This is a genomic window from Chryseobacterium taeanense, from assembly GCF_900099685.1.
Classification (GTDB): domain Bacteria; phylum Bacteroidota; class Bacteroidia; order Flavobacteriales; family Weeksellaceae; genus Chryseobacterium; species Chryseobacterium taeanense.
In genome coordinates, this window is sequence record NZ_FNDW01000012.1 from 16,739 (window position 1) to 35,839 (window position 19,101).

The 19,101-nt window shown below is 35.9% G+C and carries 20 protein-coding genes; 14 read left to right on the forward strand and 6 right to left on the reverse strand.

Annotation, left to right across the window (positions count from 1 at the left end; genetic code table 11):
• Positions 1-77: 77 nt before the first annotated feature.
• On the reverse strand, positions 78-434 hold the full coding sequence (locus tag BLR30_RS14755) for a winged helix-turn-helix transcriptional regulator (RefSeq protein WP_089860609.1): 357 nt from the start codon (positions 432-434) through the stop codon (positions 78-80).
• Between the two features lie 162 nt (positions 435-596).
• Between BLR30_RS14755 and BLR30_RS14760 the strand changes: the two genes are divergently transcribed.
• The 6 genes from BLR30_RS14760 to BLR30_RS14790 all read left to right on the forward strand — a co-directional run bounded on the left by BLR30_RS14760 (position 597) and on the right by BLR30_RS14790 (position 6,029).
• The gene (locus tag BLR30_RS14760) at positions 597-1,331 is read left to right on the forward strand and encodes an SDR family NAD(P)-dependent oxidoreductase (RefSeq protein WP_089860612.1); all 735 of its coding nucleotides are present in this window, start codon (positions 597-599) and stop codon (positions 1,329-1,331) included.
• Between the two features lie 184 nt (positions 1,332-1,515).
• Positions 1,516-1,953, forward strand: coding sequence for a DUF6526 family protein (locus BLR30_RS14765; protein WP_089860614.1), 438 nt, complete (start codon positions 1,516-1,518; stop codon positions 1,951-1,953).
• 208 nt (positions 1,954-2,161) lie between these two features.
• Positions 2,162-3,265, forward strand: a complete 1,104-nt coding sequence (locus tag BLR30_RS14775; RefSeq protein ID WP_089860618.1) for a DNA topoisomerase IB — start codon at positions 2,162-2,164, stop codon at positions 3,263-3,265.
• A 268-nt stretch (positions 3,266-3,533) separates the two neighbouring features.
• A complete protein-coding gene (gene pruA, locus BLR30_RS14780; RefSeq protein ID WP_089860620.1) occupies positions 3,534-5,159 on the forward strand; it encodes an L-glutamate gamma-semialdehyde dehydrogenase in 1,626 nt (541 codons plus the stop codon).
• Between the two features lie 196 nt (positions 5,160-5,355).
• The gene (locus BLR30_RS14785; protein WP_089860622.1) at positions 5,356-5,565 is read left to right on the forward strand and encodes a cytochrome C551; all 210 of its coding nucleotides are present in this window, start codon (positions 5,356-5,358) and stop codon (positions 5,563-5,565) included.
• 257 nt (positions 5,566-5,822) lie between these two features.
• Complete coding sequence (locus tag BLR30_RS14790) at positions 5,823-6,029, forward strand: hypothetical protein (RefSeq protein ID WP_089860624.1); 207 nt, start codon at positions 5,823-5,825, stop codon at positions 6,027-6,029.
• A 251-nt stretch (positions 6,030-6,280) separates the two neighbouring features.
• Here BLR30_RS14790 and BLR30_RS14800 read toward each other — a convergent pair whose 3' ends face one another.
• On the reverse strand, positions 6,281-7,216 hold the full coding sequence (locus tag BLR30_RS14800; RefSeq protein ID WP_089860629.1) for a hypothetical protein: 936 nt from the start codon (positions 7,214-7,216) through the stop codon (positions 6,281-6,283).
• Positions 7,217-7,480: 264 nt separating this feature from the next.
• Here BLR30_RS14800 and BLR30_RS14805 point away from each other — a divergent pair, with 264 nt between their 5' ends.
• Positions 7,481-8,641 carry a thioredoxin family protein gene (locus BLR30_RS14805; protein ID WP_089860631.1) on the forward strand — a complete coding sequence of 387 codons (1,161 nt, stop codon included), beginning with the start codon at positions 7,481-7,483 and terminating at the stop codon, positions 8,639-8,641.
• A gap of 82 nt (positions 8,642-8,723) precedes the next feature.
• Positions 8,724-9,383 carry a hypothetical protein gene (locus tag BLR30_RS14810; RefSeq protein WP_089860634.1) on the forward strand — a complete coding sequence of 220 codons (660 nt, stop codon included), beginning with the start codon at positions 8,724-8,726 and terminating at the stop codon, positions 9,381-9,383.
• A gap of 71 nt (positions 9,384-9,454) precedes the next feature.
• Here the strand turns inward: BLR30_RS14810 and BLR30_RS14815 are convergent, their stop codons facing one another.
• The gene (locus BLR30_RS14815; protein WP_089860636.1) at positions 9,455-10,477 is read right to left on the reverse strand and encodes a 3-oxoacyl-ACP synthase III family protein; all 1,023 of its coding nucleotides are present in this window, start codon (positions 10,475-10,477) and stop codon (positions 9,455-9,457) included.
• 72 nt (positions 10,478-10,549) lie between these two features.
• On the opposite strand from BLR30_RS14815, the gene BLR30_RS14820 reads away from it, so the two are divergent.
• The 5 genes from BLR30_RS14820 (at position 10,550) to BLR30_RS14840 (ending at position 14,803) form a co-directional block, all read left to right on the forward strand.
• Entirely contained in the window at positions 10,550-11,449 is a 900-nt protein-coding gene (locus BLR30_RS14820) for a magnesium transporter CorA family protein (RefSeq protein ID WP_089860638.1), read from the forward strand.
• A gap of 121 nt (positions 11,450-11,570) precedes the next feature.
• The gene (locus BLR30_RS14825; RefSeq protein WP_089860640.1) at positions 11,571-13,157 is read left to right on the forward strand and encodes a patatin-like phospholipase family protein; all 1,587 of its coding nucleotides are present in this window, start codon (positions 11,571-11,573) and stop codon (positions 13,155-13,157) included.
• A 21-nt stretch (positions 13,158-13,178) separates the two neighbouring features.
• Entirely contained in the window at positions 13,179-13,910 is a 732-nt protein-coding gene (locus BLR30_RS14830; protein ID WP_139164639.1) for a hypothetical protein, read from the forward strand.
• A gap of 8 nt (positions 13,911-13,918) precedes the next feature.
• Positions 13,919-14,419 carry a DUF2199 domain-containing protein gene (locus BLR30_RS14835; protein WP_089860644.1) on the forward strand — a complete coding sequence of 167 codons (501 nt, stop codon included), beginning with the start codon at positions 13,919-13,921 and terminating at the stop codon, positions 14,417-14,419.
• A gap of 9 nt (positions 14,420-14,428) precedes the next feature.
• A complete protein-coding gene (locus BLR30_RS14840) occupies positions 14,429-14,803 on the forward strand; it encodes a hypothetical protein (protein ID WP_089860646.1) in 375 nt (124 codons plus the stop codon).
• Between the two features lie 135 nt (positions 14,804-14,938).
• Here BLR30_RS14840 and BLR30_RS14845 read toward each other — a convergent pair whose 3' ends face one another.
• Together BLR30_RS14845 and BLR30_RS14850 are read right to left on the reverse strand one after the other, a co-directional pair.
• Positions 14,939-15,490: a DNA-3-methyladenine glycosylase I gene (locus tag BLR30_RS14845; protein WP_089860648.1), complete on the reverse strand. Its 552-nt coding sequence runs from the start codon at positions 15,488-15,490 to the stop codon at positions 14,939-14,941.
• A gap of 493 nt (positions 15,491-15,983) precedes the next feature.
• Entirely contained in the window at positions 15,984-17,561 is a 1,578-nt protein-coding gene (locus tag BLR30_RS14850; RefSeq protein WP_089860650.1) for a DHA2 family efflux MFS transporter permease subunit, read from the reverse strand.
• A gap of 190 nt (positions 17,562-17,751) precedes the next feature.
• On the opposite strand from BLR30_RS14850, the gene BLR30_RS17605 reads away from it, so the two are divergent.
• On the forward strand, positions 17,752-17,946 hold the full coding sequence (locus BLR30_RS17605) for a hypothetical protein (protein WP_139164640.1): 195 nt from the start codon (positions 17,752-17,754) through the stop codon (positions 17,944-17,946).
• A 37-nt stretch (positions 17,947-17,983) separates the two neighbouring features.
• Here the strand turns inward: BLR30_RS17605 and BLR30_RS14855 are convergent, their stop codons facing one another.
• A complete protein-coding gene (locus BLR30_RS14855; RefSeq protein WP_089860652.1) occupies positions 17,984-19,087 on the reverse strand; it encodes an HlyD family secretion protein in 1,104 nt (367 codons plus the stop codon).
• Positions 19,088-19,101: the final 14 nt, after the last annotated feature.

A 19,101-nucleotide genomic window follows, 5' to 3' on the forward strand; every position in this document is an offset into this window, starting at 1 on the left:
TTTTTCAGTCTGATTAACTCTCAAATAGATGTATCTTTACAATTTAACTGGTAAATCCAAGTAAGTCATAGCTTTTTTTACTTCCCAATGATTACTTTCCGATGTTCAGTCCCCCAATCAGCCAGAGTATCGATGATTTTTTTTAAAGTCAAACCATATTCTGTCAGTTGATATTGTACCGTTACGGGTTGTGTGTCGAGAACTATTCGTTTTACGAGTTTGTTCATTTCCAGTTCTTTCAGTTCTTTGCTGAGCATTTTATTGGAAATACCTTTCACATCGTTCAGAATATCAGAAAAACGCCGTTTGTTGTAATAGCACACTGACGAAATTATTGAGATTTTCCATTTGCCGTTCAACACATCCATTGCATCATGAACAGCCATAATTTGTTTTTTATTGATGTCGTTATCCGTACATTTTATTTCCTCCATAAGTTACCTTGTTACTCAAAAGTTACTGTTACTTTTAGTTACAAAGTTACTAAAATAAATTTATTCATCTTAAATTTGCTCTGTTAAAGAAATCGATTTCAAAACAAATAAATTCAAAAGTCTCAGACTAAAAATTAACTTTCATCATTTAAAATTAAAAAAATGAATTTCACAGATAAAAATATAATCATTACCGGCGGAAGCGCAGGAATTGGATTAGCAACTGCGAAAACGTTTATTGCAAAAGGCGCAAACGTTTTGATAACAGGAAGAAATACCAATAGCTTGCAAACAGCATCAGGAAAAATTAACAGCCCAAAATTTAAAACCTTAGCTTCTGATATTTCCAAACTGGAAGACATCACAGCTCTCGAAAAAGAAGTTTCAGAAAGTGGAAAAAAAATTGATGTGCTTGTTTTGAATGCAGGAATTGCAAAACAATTTTCAATAGAAGAAACAACGGAGGAGGTATTTGATGATTTGTTCAACATCAATGTGAAAGGATTGTTCTTTACCTTGCAAAAACTCATTCCTCATTTAGCAGAAGGAGCTTCTGTAGTTCTTATTTCGTCCGGAGTTTCAGTGAGTGGATATGCACAAATGGGAGCTTACGCGGCAACAAAAAGTGCAGTTGATGCCATCGCCCGTACCGCAGCCATAGAATTGGCAGGCAGAAAAATTCGGGTAAATACGGTAGCTCCCGGACTAACCGATACCCCAATGAATCACCAGACACCGGAAGATATTAAAAATGCTATTGCCGCAGCAGTTCCGCTGAAAAGAATCGGGGAAGCTGAAGAAATTGCAAATGCCATTGTTTTCCTGTCCTCAGATGAAGCTTCTTATATTTCAGGTTCATACCTATCAGTCGATGGGGGTGTAACGATCCGCAGATAATATTAAAATTATTTCGCTTTTGCGTTCAGCGTTGTTAAGTTCTTGAAATAAAACTTAACAACGTTTTTTTATTAAATTAATGACCAAATTCCCCATTTCTTTAGACTAAATTAAGTTCAGATCCGATATTGAACGTTTTGGAAAGATTATTGCAATATACGAAAAACAGAAAGTCAGAATTACAATGGAAAATCAGAATTATAAAAATCACATCAGGTTTTATGCTCCTCATCATTTCGTATTTCTTCCATTACTCATCATTTTAGAAGGAATAGGAATTTATAAGGTTTTCAGTGACGAACAACATCAGCTTGTATGGATTTTATTTTCAGTGGTAATTTTCCTGATTTTTTATCTGGCTATTATGCTTCGTCAGCATTATGCGCTTGTACTGCAAAATCGTATTGTCAGACTTGAATTCCGCCAGCGGTATTTTGAAATTTTCGGATTAAGATCAGATGAAGTTGAAGAAAAACTGAATTTTAGTCAGATTGCTGCACTACGATTTGCTTACGACGATGAATTCAAAATTTTTCTCGAAAAAGCACTGAAAGAGAATATTTCGGGCGATCAGATCAAAAAATCCATTACAAAATGGAGAGCCGATTTTCACAGAGTTTAAAAAAATAATAAACACTTAAATAAATATTATCATGAAAAAATGGAGCTTTTACAGTATTGCTATGTTAACATTACTGTCACTAACGAGTTGTGAAGCAGTAGAAACAATCTTCAAGGCAGGAATGTGGTGGGGAATTATATTAGTAGTTGGCGTGATAGCCATTATCTTATGGCTGTTTTCAAGGGGTAGGAACTCTTAACCAGATTTTATGGAAAATTCAGACTTAGAAATCATTTCCCATCTGAAGCCTTCTAAGATCGTTAAAATTATGAAAGATCCGGTAGCATCTGCAAAGGCGGTACATCTTATTTATACCTCCGATGCAGAGACAGCCGGCATCACACGCAAAAAAACCGGAAAAAAATATTCCTACTACAAAGAAGGCGAAAAAATAAAGGATAAAGAAGAAATCACAAGGATTAACAAACTGGTAATCCCACCGGCTTGGGAAAATGTATGGATTTGCGCCCTTGATAACGGTCATCTTCAGGCCACAGGATTTGACGTAAAAAAAAGAAAACAATACCGCTACCACCCTCTGTGGAGCGCATTACGAAATCATACCAAATTTTACAGAATGCTGCAGTTCGGATATGCTTTACCGGATATCCGACTTCATGTGGAAAAAGATTTAGCCTTAAAAAATTTTGAAAAAAGAAAAATTCTTGCGCTTATTGTCAGTTTAATGCAAAAAACCAACATCAGGATCGGAAACAATGCCTATGAAAAACTGTATGGTTCTTTTGGATTAACCACATTAAAAGGTAAGCATGTAAAAGTGAATGGACAAAAGATTTCTTTTCATTTTAAAGGTAAAAAAGGGGTAATGCACGATATTGACCTTAGGAGCAAAAGACTCTCAAAACTGATACAAAAATGTAAAGACATTCCCGGGAAAGAGCTTTTCCAGTACATTGATGATGAAGGAAACCGTCATACAATAGATTCGGGAATGGTAAATGATTATATTAAAGAGATAAGCGGTGAAGATTTTACGGCAAAAGATTTCAGAACCTGGTCCGGAACCGTAAGTGCTTTGATTGCCTTCAAAGAAATTGGCTACGCAGAAACTCATACTGAATATAAGAAAAAAGTAAAGGAAGCTCTGGAAATAGTTGCTTCCCATCTGGGAAATACAAGCACGGTATGCAGGAAATATTATGTTCATCCATTAGTCATTAATCTATATGAAAATAATTCCATCAAAAAATATCTTGATGAATTAGAACAAATAGAAGAAAATGACGGAAACGCCGGCCTTACCCATGAAGAAAAACTGGTCTTAAAAATACTGGAAAATGAAAAGATGTGATTGGTAAGGTAAATGGTGAATTGTTAATCTGCTACGATTGTCAATTTCTAATAGTCTCTAATTGACCATTCAATTGCAAAGCAAAATCGACTATTGGCAGAATGATTAATTGTGAATTGTCAATTCGCTGCGCTTGTCAATTTTAATAGTATTTTAAAAAAATTCACCATTCACTGGCAAAGCCAAATTGACCATTCACATATTATAACCGACCCAAATAATTGTTGTAAATTTGTATCATTAGCAAATAAAAAAATATACAACTAATATGTCTAAAGCAATTTCGCAAGTACCATTTGCGGTAAACGAACCGGTAAATTCTTATGCACCGGGAACTCCGGAAGTAAAAAGCCTTATCGCTCAATACAAAAAAATGTGGGCTGAGAAGCTAGAAATCCCAATGGTTATCAACGGTAAAGAAGTAAAAACAGACGATAAAGTTCAGCTTCAGTCGCCTCAGGATCATGCCCATGACTTTGGTTTTTATCATAGAGGAACCATGCAACATGTAGATGATGCGATTAATGCTGCACTAGCCGCAAAAAAAGAATGGAACGAGCTGGGTTGGGAACATCGTGCGGCTATCTTTTTAAAAGCTGCTGATCTTTTAGCAGGTCCTTATAGAGATGTTATCAATGCCGCAACGATGATCGGACAATCTAAAAATGTTCACCAGGCTGAAATTGATGCTGCGTGTGAGTTTATCGATTTCTTAAGATTCAACGTAGAATTCATGACGGAAATGTATTCTGAGCAACCCGTATCCGATTCAGGAATCTGGAACCGTGTAGAATACAGACCGCTTGAAGGGTTCTGCTTTGCGGTTACTCCATTTAATTTTACGGCTATTTCAGGAAATTTACCAACTTGTATGGCCATGCTTGGAAACGTAGTGGTTTGGAAACCATCTGACAAACAAATCTATTCTGCAAAAGTAATCATGGATGTTTTAACTGAAGCAGGTCTTCCTGACGGAGTAATCAACATGATTTTCACAGACGGAAAAGAAACAGCGGAGAAAGTTTTAGCGCACAGAGATTTTGCAGGACTTCACTTTACAGGATCTACTAAAGTTTTCCAGGGAATGTGGAAAATGATCGGAGACAATATTCATAATTACAGAACATACCCGAGAATCGTTGGAGAAACAGGAGGAAAAGATTTCGTAATTGCTCACCCTTCAGCCAACGTAGAAGCTGTGGCAACCGCTTTGGTAAGAGGAGCTTTCGAATATCAGGGACAAAAATGTTCTGCGGCTTCAAGAGCGTATATTCCTCAGTCTCTTTGGGCTGATGTGAAAAAAGTAATGGAAAACCAGATCAATTCTATTAAAATCGGTTCTCCGGAAGATCCCTCCAATTTTGTAAATGCGGTAATCGATAAAAATTCTTTTGAAAAATGTAAAGGCTATATCGACAGAGCCAATTCTTCAAACGAAGCGAATGTAGTGATTGGAGGAAAAACCGATGATTCTAAAGGATGGTTTGTACATCCTACAGTGATTGAAACGACAAATCCACAATACGAAAGTATGGTTGAGGAAATCTTCGGGCCAATCTTATCTGTTTACGTGTATGAAGACGAAAAATGGGCTGAAACTTTACAATTGGTAGATTCTTCATCTCCTTATTCATTGACGGGTTCTGTTTTTGCACAAGATCGTTACGCCATCAATGAAGCTTTCAAAGCGTTGGAAAATGCTTCCGGAAATTTCTATATTAATGATAAACCTACAGGTGCAGTTGTTGGCCAGCAGCCGTTCGGAGGAGGCAGAGCATCCGGAACAAATGATAAAGCAGGATCTAAAATGAACCTTTTAAGATGGACTTCAGTGAGAAGTATCAAAGAAACGTTTGTATCTCCTAAAGATTATAAATATCCATATCTAGGGTAATTTAATGATTAATCAGGAATGAATAGTAATTAATTTAATTGCTAAATATACAGCTCCGGGATTTGATTCCGGAGTTTTTGTTTCACCCATCGAAACTTTAACAATATTTCAATTATTTTATCAATTATTTAGTAAAAATCTATCTAATTTCGGAATGATTATTGTTTGCTGCTTAATTCACACTAAACAAAATATTATGAAAAAATTGATGTTAATCGCAGTCTTTGGAGTATTAGCAATAAGCTGCGGAACAAAAGAGTCGTCGATTTCTGGTAGCAACAAAGATTCTACCGCCGTAGATACAACACAATCTGTAATGCCTTCGACCACAGATACAATGACTACCACAACAACTGCTCCTGACAGCATGAAAATGAAAACTGATTCAGTAACGACCGTTAAGTAATAGTAGTTTAACTTACATGAAAACTTCCTCGGATTAAATTCTGGGGATTTTTAATTTAAGATCTGACTAAAACCGTTCAATTTCAGGAAAATGTACAGATGTTTATTATTAAGCTATCTTTTATCTTTTATCTTTTATCTTTTATCTTTTATCTTTTATCTCTTATCTTTTATCTTTTATCTCTTATCTTTTATCTTTTATTTTTTATCTTTAATCTTTAATAACTATATTTGATTATACTAAACATTAATATTCTTATGAAAAAATTATTAACAGGCGCTGTCGTGGCTTCAGTTTTTCTGGCGAGTTGTGCACAAAACAAAGAAAAAAGAGAGGAATTTAAAGAGGAAAGAAATAAGGATCATATGAGAAATAGTATGGGTGATACCGCAGCCTCCCACTCTGAATCTGCTACTGCTGACAGCTTAAAAATGAAAACGGATTCAGCAACAATCATTAAGTAACAAGAGAGGCTCTCCAAACTTTTAGGACAGCCTCTCTCATATTTAAAATAATATCTTATCTTTTATTAGATTCTTTTTGCTTAAAAAGCATTTTATAAATGTAAGAAGCGAAATCAATACATAATAATATCAAAATTAATATATATGACACCATCGCCAAAAAATTATTTTGTCTCAAAATAACTTCATATTGTGAGATAAGAAATAACGCAATAGCAATTTTATATATTAACAATTTGCTTTTCTCCATTTTATTCACTTTCCATATTTAGCCAATAATAAAAGCTCTGTATAGACACTGAGAACGCAGAAAGTAAAGACTCTTTTTCAATATCACTTAATTTTGAGTTTGCTACCTGCTCAACATAATATTTGGTAATATTATTGTAATCTTCAAAATTCTCAGATTGTTTTGTTGCTTCGAAATATAATGACAATATGTCATAGCAATTTCCATTAATTAAACCATTATCCCTGTAAGCTTTTACAAGTGCTTGTACATCATAATCAGAATTCTTATATTCAGCAGAAATTGTTTTTATTAGCTCGGCTCCCTTTTTAAAATCAGGTGAATTATATATTTTTTCAAAATCGCTTGACTTTAAACCAGGTATATTATTGTTCGCCCATTCTAATTCATTTACAGTATTTCCGTCCATGTAAATTGTTTGTAATCCAGCATTGTGTAGAACACCCACATTTTCTAAATGGTCAAACTCTCTTGGAAAATCATAAATCACAGATGCACCCTCTGGACTAGTATTATTAAAAGTTCCTCTGCAATGACCACCAGTACTACAGTAAGCCGCATACGATCCTCCGACTGCACCTATAACACCTGCGCCCACAGAAATGACAGCCCATCCCGTACCTGCTGTGGCAGCTCCGACAACCCCCGCAGCACCTTGAGCAATCCAAACCATTGATGCCGCACCACCGGCATCACCTGTAGCAATAGCGGCCACTTGTCCTACAACTTGCCACCACTTCTTTTTACTTGCTGGATCCTGATAAATATTTGTACTTTTAAAATTATTATTATAATTTTTTAAAAGTATTTTTAGATCACTTGCACTAGTTTTGTTAGAAGAAACATTTTCCGTTGTAATAACATTTTCATCATTAGTACAGCTACTAAAGTTAAGCAAAACTGCTAACCCTAAAATTTTGATTGAAGTTTTATACATAATTTTTTTTTGAGCGCCAAAACTATGTAAAAAAAATAAGTCACACAATTATTACTTATTTTATTTTGTTATTTTTTTATACTCAAATTCTCTATTTTTAAATAATTAAGATCCGCTGGAAATAAATTTCAGTTAATCAATTAAGCAAATTATTGCTTTAACTTGAAACCAAAAAATTAATCAAAACAATGCTGTAACAATTTTTGTCTCATACAGACTGATTTGTTAACATAATTATTACATTTGCAATCAATAATAAATATCATGAAAAAATTATCAATATTCTCTGCTCTTTTCATCGGAGCCTTTGCATTGGCACAAGGGATTAAATTTGAAGAAACCAACTTCAATACTATTCTGGCGAAAGCAAAAAAAGAAAACAAACTTGTATTCATCGACGCTTATACCACATGGTGCGGACCTTGTAAACTGATGGCAAAAAATGTATTTCCACAAAAAGCTGTAGGAGATTATTACAATGCCAATTTCATCAATGCTAAAATCGACATGGAAAAAGGAGAAGGCATTGATATTGCAAAAAAATACAACGTAAAAGCCTTTCCTACTTATCTTTTCGTAGACGGAAATGGTGAACTGGTACACAGAACATTGGGTTATGTTGAAGAGAAAGATTTTATCCAATTCGCTAAAGATGCCGGAGATCCAAGCAAAAGACTGAGTGCTTTGAAAAAGAAGTTTGAAGATGGCGAAAAAGATCCTGAATTTTTGAAAAACCTTGCAGGCCTTACCATGTATAGTGATGCTGAATTTTCAGCAAAAGTGATGGAGCGTTATTTCAGCGGAAAGACTGAACTCGACAGAGATGATATCCAGATGCTGCTTACTGCAACGCAAAGTACGGATAGCCCGCTTTATAAAACTTTCCTGGCCAAAAAAGCTGAAATCACTAAAATTCTACCTGCCGAAAGATATGAAGCATTTGATAAAAACATTAAACTGAATACCATCGTTAAAAAATCTTACAATGCAGATTCAAAGAAATGGGACGACAACTATTTCATGGCAGAAACTCAGAAATTTTTAACAAAAGATGAAGCAGAAAAAATATTAAAAAGAGCAAAAGCAAACAGAGCTTTAAGGGATAAAGATATTGCAACGTACGAAAAGCTGACTATGGATATTTATAAAGATACCTCAGCTTTAAGTTCAGAAGAACTCAATTCTATCGCATGGAATTTCTTTGAAAATGTAACCAATAAACCTGCATTAGAAAAAGCATTGGTCTGGGCACAGGAATCTGTAAAGAAAGATGAAAACTCTGCCAATACAGATACACTGGCAAACCTTTACAATAAATTAGGAGATAAGAAAAATGCTAAACTTTGGGCTGAAAAAGCAATTGAGCTCGCTAAAAAAACAGGAGAAGATTATTCTGATACTGAAAAATTACTGAAGAGTTTATAAATTCAGTAATGATGATATGATACGTTATAAAAAGGTTATCTCTTATTGTGAGGTAACCTTTTTCATTTAAAATAACTATATAATGAAAGAAATAATTGAATATACAAACTCCGACAATTACAAATTGTTTGGTAACCTGGAAATGCAAAAAATAAATTATGATGCGATAAATTCTTTTGCAGAGATATACATTCAGACAGAATTAAATGAAATTATTAAACATTGGAAAATTACAGCTAAAAATCCTATCAAAATAGGCTGTTTTGAAACTTACAACTTTTTAAATTACCGGGAAATATCATTAATAGATGAACATCCGCTTCTTAGTTCTGTTTGTAATAATTCTATCTGCTGTAATCTGGAAGGAAAACCTGAAAATAAGTTTACTTTCATTGGGGAATTATGCTATGAGATGGAAAAAATAACAGGCAATTGGATATCCGTAAACGAAGTAATTACAAATTTCAAAACGTTGTTTGAAAGAGAAAATTATCCAAATCCATTTGCGGACTTTATTGAAAATAAAAATGATGAAATTTTATTTTTTCCTGAATTTCTCTTTGAAACAATAAAAAATATTTGCAAAAAACATTCGATTCTGATTAAAAAAATTGACGAAACAAACAATGCATTTAATTATGAAAATCAAATTTTAATTTTTGGAAATGAAATAGTTGCCGGTAAAAATAATTTATTTTTATATCAACCTCATATTATTGCCGAAGAATTTGTACTGGAATAGATACCATAAAAAATCCGCAGCCAATATCAAGTCTGCGGATTTTTTTTATGTATGTATTTATTTTAATATCACTAATATTCAAACAGCACACTTCCCCACGTAAAGCCGCTTCCGAAAGCAGAAAGCAGTACGAGATCACCTCTTTTGATCTTTCCTTCCTCAATCGCTTCGCTTAAAGCAATAGGAATAGAAGCTGCTGTAGTGTTTCCGTATTTCTGGATATTATTATGGATTTTCTCATCTGGGAGCCCGAATTTTTGCTGTACAAACTGGGCAATTCTCAGGTTGGCCTGATGCGGAATAAACATATCCAGATCATCAATAGTTTTCCCGGCTTTATCCAAAGCTTCCTGCATGGTTTCAGGGAATCTTGTTACCGCATGCTTGAAAACGAAATTTCCGTTCATAATCGGATATACTTCTTTGTTAGTCACATTCTCAGGTTCTTTTCTCATTCTGTCGCTCCATCCGTATTTAGACCCTGGGAACTGCGTGCACAATTCATCAGCAAATTTGCCTTCAGAATGCATATTTACCGCTAAAATATCACCTGCATTTTCATCTTCCGTTGCAGAAAGAACAATAGCTCCCGCACCGTCACCGAAAATTACGGAAACCCCTCTTCCTTCATCCGAAAAATCAAGTCCGAATGAATGAATTTCAGCGCCCACAACAAGGATATTTTTGTAGTTTCCTGCTTTGATGAAAGCGTTGGCAACACTCATCGCATACACAAATCCCGAGCATTGATTTCTCACATCCAATGCACCGATGGTGTCACATCCCAACATTTCCTGAAGCAAAACCCCACAGCCCGGAAAATAATAATCCGGTGAAAGCGTTGCAAAAACAATATAGTCAATATCTTTTGAGGTAAGTTCTGCGTTGGCAATGGCCTTTTCCGAAGCTTTGAAACCAAGATAAGCCGTGGTTTCCTGAGAATCGTTCCGGTTGATCCTGTGTCTTCTTTCCTTTATTCCCGTTCTTTCCGTAATCCACTCGTCATTAGTCGTCATCAGCTTTGCCAGATCATCATTTGTAACAATGTTATCCGGAACATGGAATCCGATGCCTTTTATTATACTTTTAATCATATAGTTTTCTAATTTTGACAAATATAAAACTTATTTGATACATAGTTTTTCAAAATATACTATTTTTACTATATGCCAATTGAGACGATTTACAGAGACTCCCAGTGCGAATGGGTAGATGTGGAAGCTCCGTCCGCGGACGACCTCAAATTTTTACATGAAAGATATGAAATCAACAATCTTCTCCTCGAAGACACTCTGGATCCTAACCATCTTCCAAAATACGAGCAGGACGGAGATGTAAAATTTTTCCTCTTGCGAGAAAGCACAGAACAGGAACGGAAAAACCTCAATACCATCAGCGATATCAGCACCAAAATCGGAATTTTTCTGGTAGGTAAAACAATTGTTACCGTTCATCGTATGAAGACCAAAAGTCTTATCGAAACAAAGAAGCAGGTCTCTCAGCTTAAAACTGAAATCACTCCCGATCATATAGCCCTGAAGCTCGCTCTGCTGATTATGAAAAGCTTTGATGATGAATCGGTAAGCCTGTTTGAAACAATGGATAATATCGAAAACGAAATCTTCCTTAAAAACACCAATCATACCAATGAGATCAAGAGATTATACAGGCTGAAAAGAAAATCGGGACTGAATTCCAGGGTTCTTACGATTTCCACGGATGCTATAGACAAATTCAAGCTCCTGGATTTACAGGATTCCGAAACTTTTGATTTAAAAGACAAACATAAAGATGCAGTGGCAGATTTTGACCATCTAAACATTCAGATTACCAACCTTATTTCCATGTTTCTGGCATTATCGGATCAGAAGGCCAACCAGGTAATGAAAGTACTGGCAATTTACTCTGTGTATTTTTTACCAATCACTTTTATTGCTGGTGTTTACGGAATGAATTTCGACAATATGCCCGAACTCCATCACAAAAACGGATATTTCTTTACGCTCGGATTAATGGCTTTGGTCGTGATCTGTACTTTTATTTATGCCAGAAGAAAACAGTGGTGATTTCAAAGTAGGATAAAAGATTATTTGAAAATAGCTGCAAAGACTGAAAAAGTTTCGGTTCATATGTTTTAATCAAACAAGAATTGAATATATTCGTTAAATAAACATAACCAAATCACCCATGAAACCGGAAACCCTCAGGAAAATTCTGGAAGAAGATATCCTTTCCAAAGAATCCAAAGAAATGCTGTCTGCTTTGCACGATCGTATTTCGGCAAAAGAATTTTCAGATCTTCTGGATGCGGAAGGAAACCAATATGTAGAGTTTGTACAGGAAGGTGGCGGGGTCTGGGGAACCGCATTGGTAGGTTATCTTTACGGTCTCGAAATCTTCGGAATCCGTTTTCTGAAAGTAGCAGGAACCAGTGCCGGAGCCATCAATACCATGCTGATTGCTGCCTGCAAAACCAAAGAAGATGCAAAAAGCGAAATCATTAAAGACATTCTTTTCAACTGGAATTTCGCCGATTTCATGGATGGAAAACCTTACGTGAAAATCACCATTCATTCCATACTGAATAATAAAAATTTCATTAAGATCAATTCATATATTGCCATTGGTATTCTCGCTTTTTTTGGGATTTTAGCGTTTGTATATCCTACAGAAAAAATATGGCAAACGAAGATTCTTTTTTCTATTCCTATGCTTCTGGTGATTGTAGGAGTTTTATTTTTATCAAAGCTTTATTCGGATCTTAAAAAAAGAAACTCGGGGTTGAATCCGGGAAATACTTTTCTAACCGCCATGAAAAATGCTCTGGACAATTTAGGAATCAAAACAGTTGCGGATCTCAATGAAAAATTTGTAAAAACCGGAAAAGACCTTAACCTCAGCTACCGCTACGGAAATGAAATGCAGTACTACAATATGGCGCTGGAAAATATTGAAGAAATAAGGGTAAACAACAGTGAGCATATCGATGAAATCCGTTATAAAATTTTCTATGACAGCACCATAAACAACGAATACTACAAAAAAGATCCTTTTTACCTGTTGAAATCAGAGTACATCATTATTACGACGGATATCAACGCCAAAATAAAAGTTGAACTTCCTACAATGGCCAATTTGTACTGGTCGGAAGAAGAGCTGAAACATGCCAGTCCGGCAGAATTTGTCCGTGCTTCAATGTCGGTACCTTTCTTTTTTGAGCCGATGCAAAAAGTCATCAATAAAAATGATGATTCCGTAAAATATGCCTGGAAATTCTGGCTGAATACTCAACCAGAAGACATTAATCCTGCCGCGGTTTTCATTGATGGCGGAAGTATTTCAAACTTCCCGATTGATCTCTTCCATGCTACGGATATTTTTTATCCTCGGATGCCTTTATTCGGGGTGCAGCTTACCAGTGATTCTGATCTGCTTTCCGAAAAGGGAAAAACTGCCGCACAGATTCTAAAATCTCCCCTCACCTACTCAGGAAACATTATCAGTACGCTCAAAGGATTTAACGATAAAACCTTTCTTACCAAGCACACTTTTTACCATCTTTTCAGTATTCAGACGGTTAATTGCGGGAGCAGCAGCTGGCTGAATTTTTTTATGAAAAGTAAAGAAAAAGAAGAACTTTTTAATCGTGGTTTTCAGGCCGCCTTAGATTTTCTCAGTAATTTCGACTGGGACAAATACAAATGCGAACGGATGATGCTCTCGATGAAGGAGAAAAAGATTCTGAAAGAGGAGGATACAAAGACGGTGGGGTAAACTATAATTAAAATCCATGAAATGAAAATTCGATTCTTTATTATCTCAATTTTAATTCTTTCAGCCTATTCATGTATAAAAGGTTTGACAGAGTGGACGGTTGATGAGTTATACTTTCAAAAAATTGAAGGAACCTCAAAAGTCTTATATAAATATGATGCCTGGGGAGGACGTGATTCCAATGCAAATGGCTTCATCATTTTAGATTCTACTGATAATTTTAAAATTGATTTATCAAAAGAATTACCATTTTATATATTGTCAGAAATTCCAAATAAATCTAATATTAATGGCATAACTCATGAATGTTATAACAGCTGTGGTGAAAATTATTATAAAATATCCCCAATTTTCAAGGTGATAAAAACCAAAAATACAGTTAGTAACGAAATCAATATTACTACCAGAATATTTCAATACCGTGGTTATTCTGAAAGAGAGCATTCCTTGGAAAGATATGTTTTTGAATCATTCAAAGAAACCAAAGACAGTATCTTTTTCGAAAATCTTGAAGATGTAGAAAGCGTTAATGGAATTCATCTTGATAAATTACGAATGAGGAAAGGGGAAGTCTATCTACAGGAAAATGACAAAAATCAAATCGTTAAAATAATAATCAACGACGCAAGTTTAAATCCAAAAAATAAAAATATTGAGCAAATAAGAGCCGTTTTTTTAACTCCAAAATATGAAATTAATGATTCACAATTTTCTGAAAGAGGTATATTTAGACAAGTTAAAACATCAAAATAAATAAAAACATGAAATACATTTGTCAATGCTGTGGAGAAGAAAAGGAAGACTGGCCTGCTATAGGATATTCAGCACCTTTATTTTATTACAATTTATCTGATGAAGAGCTTGAAAATTCAGAATTATCTCCGGATTTATGTATCATCAGGTATTCTGATGAAACCTGTTATTTTTTAAGAGCAGTACTTGTTCAGGAGGTGAATGAAAGTTGCCAGGATCTTGAGTATGGAGTATGGGTTTCCTTAAGCGAGAAAAGCTATAATGAATATGTTGAAAATTACCATAATGAAGAATTTGAAGCAGGCTATTTTGGCTGGTTGTCGAATGATTTACCCGATTATTCATTTGAAGAATCTATCCCAACGGATGTCATTGTAAATAATAAGATAGGAAGACCATTTATTTATCCTCATAAAAGCCACGATCATCCTTTTGTAAAAGATTTTTACCAAGGAATTTCAAAACAAGAAGCTGAAAGGAGAATTGATCTTGTAATAAACAAATTATAATTCTAAATCATGCCAGACAAAAAAGATCTTAGGGAGAATCTCTCCCTTCCCATCTATGAAAACAGCAGCGAAACTGAAACTTTTCAAAATCAGGTGCTGCGACCTGTTTTAAAATTACAAAACGAGATTTATATAATGCTGTTCAGGGATTATGCGGTATCCAAAATATCAGATTTCAGTTCTTTAAATGCAGAAAAGAAAATCAATTTTATCGATCAAAACTTACAGAAGGATCATGCATTAAGAAATATATTCATAGGAATGACCGTCGGAATGCTGACCTCTGATGAAATGAAAATATATCTTTCCGACGCTAAAGCTTATAACAAAAGAATTATTTCCATGCTTTCAGAAAGAATAAAAAGCCAGGTTGAATTATTGTAACGTCAGCTCGAGTGTTTTTCGCAGCGAAGCGGAGAAAAATGTATCGAGAGCTGATGAATGCACGTCACTCATAAACTTCTCGATACGACTTTTTCAAAGTCTACTCGAAGTGACGTTAATGTAGACATTCAACTCTTAAGCTTCCAGCCACTTTGGATTCTGTTTTAATACAATCTCATGCACAGGGCAGTTTTCAGAATGAGAGCCTTTCAGATAACCGATGCTCATCAGAAATTCATTGACGATTTCTCCACCTGTAAATTTGAAGGTTTTTTTGAATAATTTCATCCATTCCGGTAAAGTTTTCGGATGATGATGTTCCAGCCATTTTTCAAATGAACCAAATTCTTCCTGAAGCGCAACGATGGTTTTTGCATTTTCGATGGCGGCATTTACCTTTAATTTATTCCTGATAATTCCGGGATCATTCAGCAGTCTTTCGCGATCGGCTTCCGTGTAGGCGGCTACTTTTTTAATATTAAAATTATCATAGGCTTTTCGGAAACCTTCTTCTTTTTTCAGGATCGTTTCCCAACTGAGCCCGGCCTGATTGATTTCCATAATCAATCTTCCGAACAGTTCATTATCATCATGAATCGGGAAACCATAATGGTTATCGTGATAATTTTTATGAAGTACCTTACGATCTTCGGGGGTCATTCTTTCTATGGCTGAACAGTAACTCATTGATAAAATATTTTCAGTTGTGGTTAAAATTTTCTGGAACAATGTTGCAGACTCCGGTGTGGCCTGCTAATTTCACATTTATTCTGTAAATGTACAACCTGATAATGACAAATGTATGTCAGGAGACGTTATTCAATCATCCAGACAGGTAAAATAATGGTCTTGATATGTTTAAGATATATAGCTTTACGTCTTAAATATATTCTTATACGTGTTAGTAATATTTTCCTATGCTTTAAATATATACAGATACATTTTATGTAAATAAAGATATATTTTATATATATCGTTTTACGTTTAAGATCTATAAATATCTTCCTAAGACGTATAATTACCTATCCGGAAGACCGGCAAACTACTGACGAACCATTCCATTTAGTTAAATTATGTGTATCACTCCTTTAAAACCCAGCTGTATTGTTTTCGTATCACAATTTTCAGGATAGATACTAATACAGATAAAAAAACCTCCGTCAAACGGAGGTGATTTATGTTAATGCATGGCTTCACTAAGATCTATTTTCTGTTTACTTTTTCTTTCTTTAATGAAGAGAATAAACGGAATACACACCAGGAAGATTACCCCGAGATAGAGGAATACATCCATATAAGAAAGCACTGTTGCCTGTTTCGTGACCGAAAGGTCGAGCATTTTGTAGGCAGCATTCATAGCGGCATCGGGAGTCATTCCTTTTGCCATGAAGCTTCCTTTTAAAGCCTGAAGTCGCTGCTGGACGGCAAAATCTGTTTCATCAAGATGCGAGATCAGATTCAGTCTGTATTTCTGTCCGGCATTGGCAATAAAAGTTGTTATCGCTGCAATCCCGAATGAACCTCCGAGCTGTCTCATCATTCCGGTGAAGGCTGCTCCCTGACCAATTTCCTGACCTTTCAAAGTACTTAAGGATAATGAGGTAATTGGGATGAATAAGAGCCCCAGCCCTGCACCTCTTACAATCAGCATCCAGAAAAAGGCATCTTTACTGGTATCCGGTGTCAGGATTTTATAACCCCAAAAGCTGTAGATAAAGAAGAGAAATAGCCCAAGTGAAACAAGGATCTGTTGTTTGGCACCAGCTGATAATAGTCTGCCGATGATCGGCATCATAAACGCTGTGGTGAGTGCTGCCGGAATCATAAGTGCTCCCGACTGCAGGGCCGTCCATCCCAAAATACTCTGTGTATAAAGCGGAACAATAAAGGTAGAGCCATATAATCCGAATCCGAGTACAAATGACATGATGGTTCCGATCCTCAGGTTACCGTTTTTGAGTACCCGCAGTTCTACAATAGGATATTTAAAGGTAAGTTCTCTCCAAAGGAAGAGGATGAATCCCAGTACGGCCGAAACGGTGAAGGTAACGATCATTCCGCTGGCAAACCAGTCTTCTTCATGCCCTCTTTCCAGGATAAACTGTAAAGAACCTACGGTTATGGCCAGCAGGGCAATCCCAATCCAGTCGACATCAGAAGCTTTTCTTTTTTCGGCATATTTGGGACTTCGTACAAACTGAAGGGTCATCAACGTTGCCGCAATCCCGATAGGAATATTAATGTAAAAAATATACGGCCAGCTGAAATTATCTACGATATATCCTCCTAATGGCGGCCCTAAGGTAGGCCCGATAATTACTCCCAAACCATAAATGGCCTGTGCCATACTTCTTTTTTCGATAGGATAAGATTCGGTAATGATGGTCTGTGAAGTTACCAGCAATGCACCTCCGCCGATTCCCTGCATCAGTCTGAAGAATACCAGTTCCCAGATATTGGTGGCATTTCCGCAGAGAAATGAGAATACGGTAAATATAATGATGGATGCCGCAAAGTAATTTCTACGCCCAAACTGCTGGGAAAGCCAGCTTGTCATCGGAACAATGATTACGTTCCCGATGGCATATGCCGTAATGACCCATCCCACCTCTGAAAGTGTAGCTCCCAAGTTCCCCTTCATCTCGTTGAGGGCAACATTTACAATCGTGGAATCCACAATTTCAAGCAAAGCACAAAGAATCGCTGTAATCGTGATGATTACTCTTCGGGCTCCATATTCTACTAATGAATCTTGCATTTTTGTTTTAATAGGTATTAAAAATTAAGAGATTATGAGATCCAGAAATTTAGAAATCTGAACAAGCATTTTTACGAACTAACTTTATTCTTTGATGATTAATTTTAAATAGTATCGGCTATAGAACATGTTGAAATGTTTTAACCTTATTTAAATAATTTCTGAATCTCTAAAATCTTAATTTAAAAAAGTGAATTGTCAATGGTCAATCTTCATTGTCGCCAGTTTTACTACTTCATTCCGACATTCTGTTATTGATCTTCATCCGCAGAACGGCTCTTCTTCATATCATCCGGTATCTCTTCATTTCCACACTTCATCGGATTTCTTCCGCAACCGTCATCATCTTCATGGTCAATCTCCTCTTCATTATTCTACTTCATGACCGACTGCTTCTGCATCACTGACAATTCTCTTATATTTTATTTCAATGAAACTTCTGCTTTCACGTTCATTCCTGTTCTCAGTCTTTTTGCTATATCTTTATCCAGATTTACAAAATCGATTTTTACAGGAAGTCTCTGTACGACTTTTACGAAGTTACCACTCGCATTGTCCGGAGGCAGAATAGAGAATGTAGCACCGGTCGCAGGGGAAAAAGAGCTCACTACGCCCTCAAATTCTCTGTCCGGGAAAGCATCGATTTCGATTTTTACTTTTTGTCCTTCTACCATTTTGTCAACCTGTGTTTCCTTAAAGTTAGCCACTACCCATTTCTGGTCGTTTTTCACCAAAGCAAATAGTTGAGATCCGGCTTGTAAATATTGTCCTGCCTGAATGGGAACTTTTCCTACATATCCGTCTTCAGGAGCTGTGATTACGGTATAAGAAAGGTTTAATCTTGCATTTTCCACATCTACTTCTCTCTGTTTAGCGACAGAACCTGCCACGCTGATCTGCTGCGAGCTGGCAGCCGTTTGAGAAGATGCGATATTGGTCTGCTGAGCAATCTGATTTCTTTGGTCGATTAAAACCTGTAATTGCTTATCGGCAGTTTGTTTTGCTGCTAAAGCCTGCTCGTATTGCTGTTCAGTAATGGAATGATCTTTTACCAGATTGGCGTATCTTTTAAGATCCTGTGTTGTCTTCCATACGTTTACTTTTGCGGCTTCGATCTGTGCATTCGCAGTTGTTACTGCTGCTTCGGATGAGCCTATGTTTTTGGAGGTTGCCGTTGTGGTTGCCTGTGCATTGGAAATATTGCTTTTTGCTGTTGCCAAAGCTGCTTCTGCTTGCTCAAGAGCCATTTTCTGATCTCTGTTGTCAAGAATTACCAGCGTATCACCTTTTTTTACGAACTGGTTGTCTTTTACTTTTACTTCAGTTACATATCCTGAAATTTTTGAAATAACCGGAGACATATTGGAAGCGATCTGTGCATCGTCTGTTTCTTCATGTACCTGTCCGTAAGAATAGGTTCTGTATCCGTAGATTCCTCCGCCGATCAAAACAACCGCTAAAATAATAGGGAAAACTAAACTTTTTTTCTTTTTAGTTTCGGTTACTGGTGTAGTATTATTTTCCATTTCGGTATCGTTCT

What these genes read in the sequence shown, in the direction of transcription:
- BLR30_RS14835 (WP_089860644.1), top strand. Translation starts at nt 13,919, where the DNA reads ATGAAATACATTTGTCAATGCTGTGGAGAAGAAAAGGAAGACTGGCCT.
- BLR30_RS14825 (WP_089860640.1), top strand. Translation starts at nt 11,571, where the DNA reads ATGAAACCGGAAACCCTCAGGAAAATTCTGGAAGAAGATATCCTTTCC.
- BLR30_RS14760 (WP_089860612.1), top strand. Translation starts at nt 597, where the DNA reads ATGAATTTCACAGATAAAAATATAATCATTACCGGCGGAAGCGCAGGA.
- BLR30_RS14815 (WP_089860636.1), bottom strand. Translation starts at nt 10,477, where the DNA reads ATGATTAAAAGTATAATAAAAGGCATCGGATTCCATGTTCCGGATAAC.
- BLR30_RS14845 (WP_089860648.1), bottom strand. Translation starts at nt 15,490, where the DNA reads ATGAGTTACTGTTCAGCCATAGAAAGAATGACCCCCGAAGATCGTAAG.
- BLR30_RS14800 (WP_089860629.1), bottom strand. Translation starts at nt 7,216, where the DNA reads ATGTATAAAACTTCAATCAAAATTTTAGGGTTAGCAGTTTTGCTTAAC.
- BLR30_RS14820 (WP_089860638.1), top strand. Translation starts at nt 10,550, where the DNA reads ATGCCAATTGAGACGATTTACAGAGACTCCCAGTGCGAATGGGTAGAT.
- pruA (WP_089860620.1), top strand. Translation starts at nt 3,534, where the DNA reads ATGTCTAAAGCAATTTCGCAAGTACCATTTGCGGTAAACGAACCGGTA.
- BLR30_RS14805 (WP_089860631.1), top strand. Translation starts at nt 7,481, where the DNA reads ATGAAAAAATTATCAATATTCTCTGCTCTTTTCATCGGAGCCTTTGCA.
- BLR30_RS14755 (WP_089860609.1), bottom strand. Translation starts at nt 434, where the DNA reads ATGGAGGAAATAAAATGTACGGATAACGACATCAATAAAAAACAAATT.
- BLR30_RS14830 (WP_139164639.1), top strand. Translation starts at nt 13,179, where the DNA reads ATGAAAATTCGATTCTTTATTATCTCAATTTTAATTCTTTCAGCCTAT.
- BLR30_RS14855 (WP_089860652.1), bottom strand. Translation starts at nt 19,087, where the DNA reads ATGGAAAATAATACTACACCAGTAACCGAAACTAAAAAGAAAAAAAGT.
- BLR30_RS14810 (WP_089860634.1), top strand. Translation starts at nt 8,724, where the DNA reads ATGAAAGAAATAATTGAATATACAAACTCCGACAATTACAAATTGTTT.
- BLR30_RS14790 (WP_089860624.1), top strand. Translation starts at nt 5,823, where the DNA reads ATGAAAAAATTATTAACAGGCGCTGTCGTGGCTTCAGTTTTTCTGGCG.
- BLR30_RS14775 (WP_089860618.1), top strand. Translation starts at nt 2,162, where the DNA reads ATGGAAAATTCAGACTTAGAAATCATTTCCCATCTGAAGCCTTCTAAG.
- BLR30_RS14785 (WP_089860622.1), top strand. Translation starts at nt 5,356, where the DNA reads ATGAAAAAATTGATGTTAATCGCAGTCTTTGGAGTATTAGCAATAAGC.
- BLR30_RS14840 (WP_089860646.1), top strand. Translation starts at nt 14,429, where the DNA reads ATGCCAGACAAAAAAGATCTTAGGGAGAATCTCTCCCTTCCCATCTAT.
- BLR30_RS14850 (WP_089860650.1), bottom strand. Translation starts at nt 17,561, where the DNA reads ATGCAAGATTCATTAGTAGAATATGGAGCCCGAAGAGTAATCATCACG.
- BLR30_RS14765 (WP_089860614.1), top strand. Translation starts at nt 1,516, where the DNA reads ATGGAAAATCAGAATTATAAAAATCACATCAGGTTTTATGCTCCTCAT.